The sequence below is a fragment of the Daejeonella sp. genome, from assembly GCF_044342615.1.
Lineage (GTDB): Bacteria > Bacteroidota > Bacteroidia > Sphingobacteriales > Sphingobacteriaceae > Daejeonella.
This window is the reverse complement of the sequence record NZ_JBIIPN010000162.1, coordinates 1-4990: the sequence shown is the minus strand read 5'-3', so window position 1 is coordinate 4990 and position 4990 is coordinate 1. Positions and strand designations below refer to the sequence as shown.

Genomic DNA, 4990 nt, shown 5'->3' with positions numbered 1-4990 from the left:
ATCAATTTGGACTTATTTTTAAGCCAAGTTCTCGTGTTGGTGAGGTGGCCGAGCTTTTGGAAACCAGGCCTAAGATGGACTATCTTAAAATTGTGAATGAGGTAAAAACTGGTCCCGCAGGCTCTGGCGATAATGTTTATGCATATTCTGCACCATATTCTTCTGTGATTTATGTTCGTGGGACTTATGGCATTGATCTTAAAAAAGAAATCGCAGCTTCGGTGCCTGACCCTGCATTTGATCTGGCAAATAATCTATTAAATAAATTAAATGATTCGGGAATAAAAGTAGAGCAAGGTACCTCTAGCGCTCGTCAGCAATCTTTGAATAATCAGAGTTTTGCTCCTGCTTCCAAGATTATTGATGTTCATACTTCGCCAAGCCTCGATAAAATTGTTTATTGGTTCAATCAAAAAAGCATTAATCTTTTTGGGGAACATTTATTAAAAACAATTGCGCAAAAGGACGCTAAAGAAATTTCTACCCCTGCAGGAGTCAAAATTCTAAAAAAACTCTGGTTTGATAAAGCTGGTATTGATGGCGATGCATTGAATATTTATGATGGGAGTGGTTTATCACCTTCAAATCGAGTTACTACCCTTGCGATGGCAAAAATTTTACAAAGTGTAAAGAAAGAAAGCTGGTTTCCGGGCTTTTATGAAAGTCTGCCGCTCTACAATAATATGAAAATGAAGAGTGGTAGCATCAGTGATGTAATTGCTTATACTGGATATCAAACAAATTCGGATGGTACTCCTTTGGTTTTTTCATTCATTATCAATAATTATGGAGGTAGTAGCTCCTCTGCCCGACAGAAAATGTTTACGGTTTTAAATACTTTGAAATAATTATACACCTGTTTATTGAAATAATCGAGTCATTTTTTATTCAAAATATTTTTCAGAGAATGAAATAATGTAAATTCGTAACATGTCAAAAGCCATTATTATTGGTGCAGGAATTGCCGGTATTGCTAGCTCAATACGTTTAGCATTAAAAGGGTATCAAGTTGAGGTTTTCGAAGCGGGATCCATTGCTGGAGGGAAACTTTCAGAGATGAAATTGAATAATTTCCGCTTTGATATGGGCCCTAGTTTGTTTACCATGCCCCATTATGTAGATGAGCTTTTTGCTTTGGCTGGTAAAAATCCTGCAGATTATTTCCAATATGAAAAGCTCGATATCGTTTGCAATTATTTCTATGAAGATGGCACACGGATTAGCGCATTTGCTGATCGGAATAAATTTGCCAATGAAATAGCCACAAAAACTGAAGATAGCGCTGAATCTGTGCTGAAATTTTTAGAGAAAAGTAGTGATATCTACGATATTACCAATTCGGTATTCTTGCAAAGATCGTTACATAAATGGAGTAGCTATTTTAGTTGGCAGACATTCAAATCCTTCTTGAGATTTCCTCAAATAGATGCCTTTCGATCTATGAATCAGGCAATTGAGAGCTATTTTAAGGATTATAAAACTATACGTTTTTTTAATCGATATGCCACGTATAATGGGTCTAATCCCTATAAAGCTCCTGCAACATTAAATGTAATCCCACATTTTGAACAGCATTTTGGTGCTTATTTCCCCGTTGGCGGGATGTATGCCATTTCTAGTTCGCTAGAAAAGCTTGCTCGCGATTTAGGTGTTAAATTTAATTTTAACTCTTATGTAGAAGAGATTGTAATTGAGAATGGTCGCGCACAGGGGGTTAAGGTTAATGGTATTAGCCATTCGGCAGATTTGATTATATCAAACATGGATGTTTGGTACACCTATCAAAATCTTTTAAAAGACTTTGCTGTGCCAGAGCGCATACAAAAGCAAGAGCGTAGTAGCTCTGCTCTAATTTTTTACTGGGGAATCAATCGTGCGTTCCCAGACTTGGAGATGCATAATATATTTTTTACCGAAAATTATCAGGAAGAATTTAAACAGATTTGGGACGATAAATCCATTTATCATGACCCTACAATCTATGTAAATATAAGCTCTAAAAGTAAAACCGACGATGCACCCAATGGTTCAGAAAATTGGTTTACTATGATTAATGTGCCATCCAATACCGGTCAAAATTGGGATGAATTAATAACAGATGCACGTAAAAATATCATTGAAAAGCTTTCTAGGAATTTAGGTTTAGATTTAAGAAAATATATTAACTGTGAAGAAATATTGGATCCGAGATCTATTGGTTCTAAGACATTTTCATATCAAGGTTCATTGTATGGAAGTAGCTCTAATAGTCAGTTTTCGGCTTTTTTAAGGCATGCCAACTTTAGTTCAAAAATTAATGGTTTATATTTTGTTGGAGGAAGTGTACATCCAGGAGGGGGTATCCCTCTCGCTCTTTTATCGGCAAAAATTGTAGATGGATTGCTTAAATAGGCCTATGTATTTTCAAAACGTTAAAAAATGATATCTTTAAGCTATGCTTGAGCCACGCCAAAATTGGATTGTTTTTAAATTTTTCTCTTGGTACATCAATAGAATTATTAAATCCGATTTTCATGATTTAGTTTTCAATAAAATTGATTTAGATCGAAATAGATCAATTCTTCTACTAGCAAATCATTTTTCTTGGTGGGATGGTTTTGTTCTCTTTCAAATTAATCGTCTGTATTTTAAGAAAAAATTCCATGTGATGATTAGTGAGGAAAATTACCACAATGTTTGGTTTTTGAAATATTTGGGAAGCTTTTCTGTTAAAAAGAAATCTAGAAGCATAATTGAAACCCTCGAGTATGCAGGTAAATTATTAGATGATTCAAACAACTTAGTTCTAATATTCCCGCAAGGGAAACTTCACTCTGGACATGTAGATGAAATAAATTTCGAAAAGGGCTTAATGAATTTGATAAATAGCTCTTCCAAAACATTTCAATATGTGTTTGCGGCAAGCTTTACCGATTATTTTGAAAATAGGAAGCCAACAATTAACTGTTATCTTCAAACTTGGGAGGGTGCAGAATTTACAAGTTTGCAATTAATAAAAAGTGCCTTTAACAAACATTATGAAAATGCGCGGCAAAAGCAAACCGCGATCGCCGTGTAAGAATGATACTGATATACCTAATTTTCTTTTTTCTAGTCCTGCGCTTTGCCGTTACACTCTTCAATTTCATTTCCAATCCGAAATTGACTAAGTCAGCTAAGCAGTATGATGATTTAGTATCAATATTGATTCCGGCAAGGAACGAGCAAGACGATATTCTTACTTTATTGAATTCAATAAGTGCCCAGAATTACCAAAATTATGAGGTTATAGTCTTAGATGATCATTCAACAGATCATACTTTTCAGCTTTGCCAGGATTTCGCTATTCATAATAAGCGCTTTAAGGTTATTGCAGGCAAGCCACTCCCTGAAGATTGGTTAGGTAAGAATTTCGCCTGCTATCAACTAGCGCAAGCAGCCAAGGGTAAGTATTTAATATTTTTGGATGCTGATGAAACTATTAGCGAGGGTTTGATTAATAACTCCATCAATCGTATGAAGGCGGGTAATTTAGCTCTGCTTAGTCTCTTTACTGATCAGATCATGAAAACGTGGGGCGAGCGCTTAGTTGTGCCCTTGATGCATTATGTTTTACTGAATTTATTGCCACTCAGATTAGTTAAACTTTCTAGTAACCCTTCTTTTTCGGCTGCTAGCGGACAATTTATGATGTTTGATGCGGAAAATTATCGCTTAAATCAGTGGCATGAACAGGTAAAGCATCAAGTAGTTGAAGACGTGGAAATTATGAAGCTTGTAAAAAGCTCTTCCTATTCTGGAGAAGCATTACTCGCAAATGGATATGTTTATTGTCGCATGTATAAAAGCTTCGATGAATCAGTGAATGGCTTTAGTAAAAACTTTTTTGCCGGGTTTAATAATAATGTCTTCGGACTGTTTTTTTATCTCCTTCTAGTGGTAATAAGTCCGATAGCAAGCTTCTTCTTTTTGAGCAGAGAATTAGTACTCTTTGCCTTATCTTTGATTGTTTTAAGCAGGGTAATGATATCATTGTCAGCGAGACAGAATGTTTTGCAAAATGTGCTTTTGCATCCTTTGCAATTGCTTTGCATGATATTTATTTCGGTCATCTCTGTTAAAAAACACTTTACTAAAACGGTAATTTGGAAAGGTAGAGCAATAAGAAAATGAAGTTAAATAGGATTCAATTTTGTAGTATTTTAATGGTATTATTCCATATAGTGGGCTTATATGGTTTCTTAAATTCAGACTTTGAGACACTTTTTATCGCACTCGTGCCTTATCATCTGCTTCTAATGCTAGGATTACTGATTTATAGCACAAAGGATTTTTCAAAAAACATCAAAATTTTTGCTGTAATTATTTATTTGGCAGGCTTTTTTATAGAGGTAATCGGTGTTAATACCGGACTTATCTTTGGAGATTATTCCTATGGTGAGGCGCTAGGCTTAAAGGTATTATCTACACCATTACTCATAGGGGTAAATTGGCTAATTTTAATCTATTGTACAGGGGTTTTGCTAGAATATTTCAAACTCAAAAACTCGATAATTTTTTCTTTAATTGGTGCTTTAATTCTTTTAGGAATTGATTTTCTTATTGAGCCAGTCGCCATTCGCTTCAATTATTGGTCTTGGTCAGGCGGACAAATTCCCTTGCAAAATTATATAGGTTGGTATATTTTTTCCTTCTTATTGTTCTTTGTATTCAAGGGACTTGATTTTAACAAAAACAATAAAGCTGCCATCGTTTTATTATTTGCGCAAATAGGTTTTTTTCTGGGACTTAATATGTGGGCTTTCTGATAAACTATTTCGTATTTTTGTATTTTTAATGCAGATACCTAAAATCAAATTTGAAAAAGCAATGAAGTATAATCTAGAAGTAACAATTGATAATGATTCGGGCTTTTGTTTTGGGGTAGTTTATGCTATCGATATGGCTGAAGAAATTTTGGCTGAAGATGGCTATTTATACTGCCTCGGAGATATTGTTCATAATGATGAAG

General features: G+C 34.7%; 5 protein-coding genes and 1 pseudogene. All 6 read left to right on the top strand.

What is annotated here, in order from left to right:
• A partial coding sequence (locus ACIQ0D_RS11400; RefSeq protein WP_395805706.1) for a D-alanyl-D-alanine carboxypeptidase/D-alanyl-D-alanine-endopeptidase occupies window positions 1–848 on the top strand: 848 nt, incomplete at its 5' end.
• An 82-nt stretch (window positions 849–930) separates the two neighbouring features.
• Complete coding sequence (gene crtD, locus ACIQ0D_RS11395) at window positions 931–2391, top strand: 1-hydroxycarotenoid 3,4-desaturase CrtD (RefSeq protein WP_395805704.1); 1461 nt, start codon at window positions 931–933, stop codon at window positions 2389–2391.
• A gap of 43 nt (window positions 2392–2434) precedes the next feature.
• Window positions 2435–3058 (top strand): lysophospholipid acyltransferase family protein, encoded by a 624-nt coding sequence (locus ACIQ0D_RS11390; protein WP_395805702.1) that lies wholly within the window; start codon window positions 2435–2437, stop codon window positions 3056–3058.
• A 2-nt stretch (window positions 3059–3060) separates the two neighbouring features.
• Window positions 3061–4152 carry a glycosyltransferase gene (locus ACIQ0D_RS11385; RefSeq protein WP_395805700.1) on the top strand — a complete coding sequence of 364 codons (1092 nt, stop codon included), beginning with the start codon at window positions 3061–3063 and terminating at the stop codon, window positions 4150–4152.
• A gap of 32 nt (window positions 4153–4184) precedes the next feature.
• Window positions 4185–4787, top strand: a complete 603-nt coding sequence (locus ACIQ0D_RS11380; RefSeq protein WP_395805698.1) for a carotenoid biosynthesis protein — start codon at window positions 4185–4187, stop codon at window positions 4785–4787.
• 61 nt (window positions 4788–4848) lie between these two features.
• Window positions 4849–4990: pseudogene (locus ACIQ0D_RS11375) on the top strand (4-hydroxy-3-methylbut-2-enyl diphosphate reductase); the annotation flags it as partial.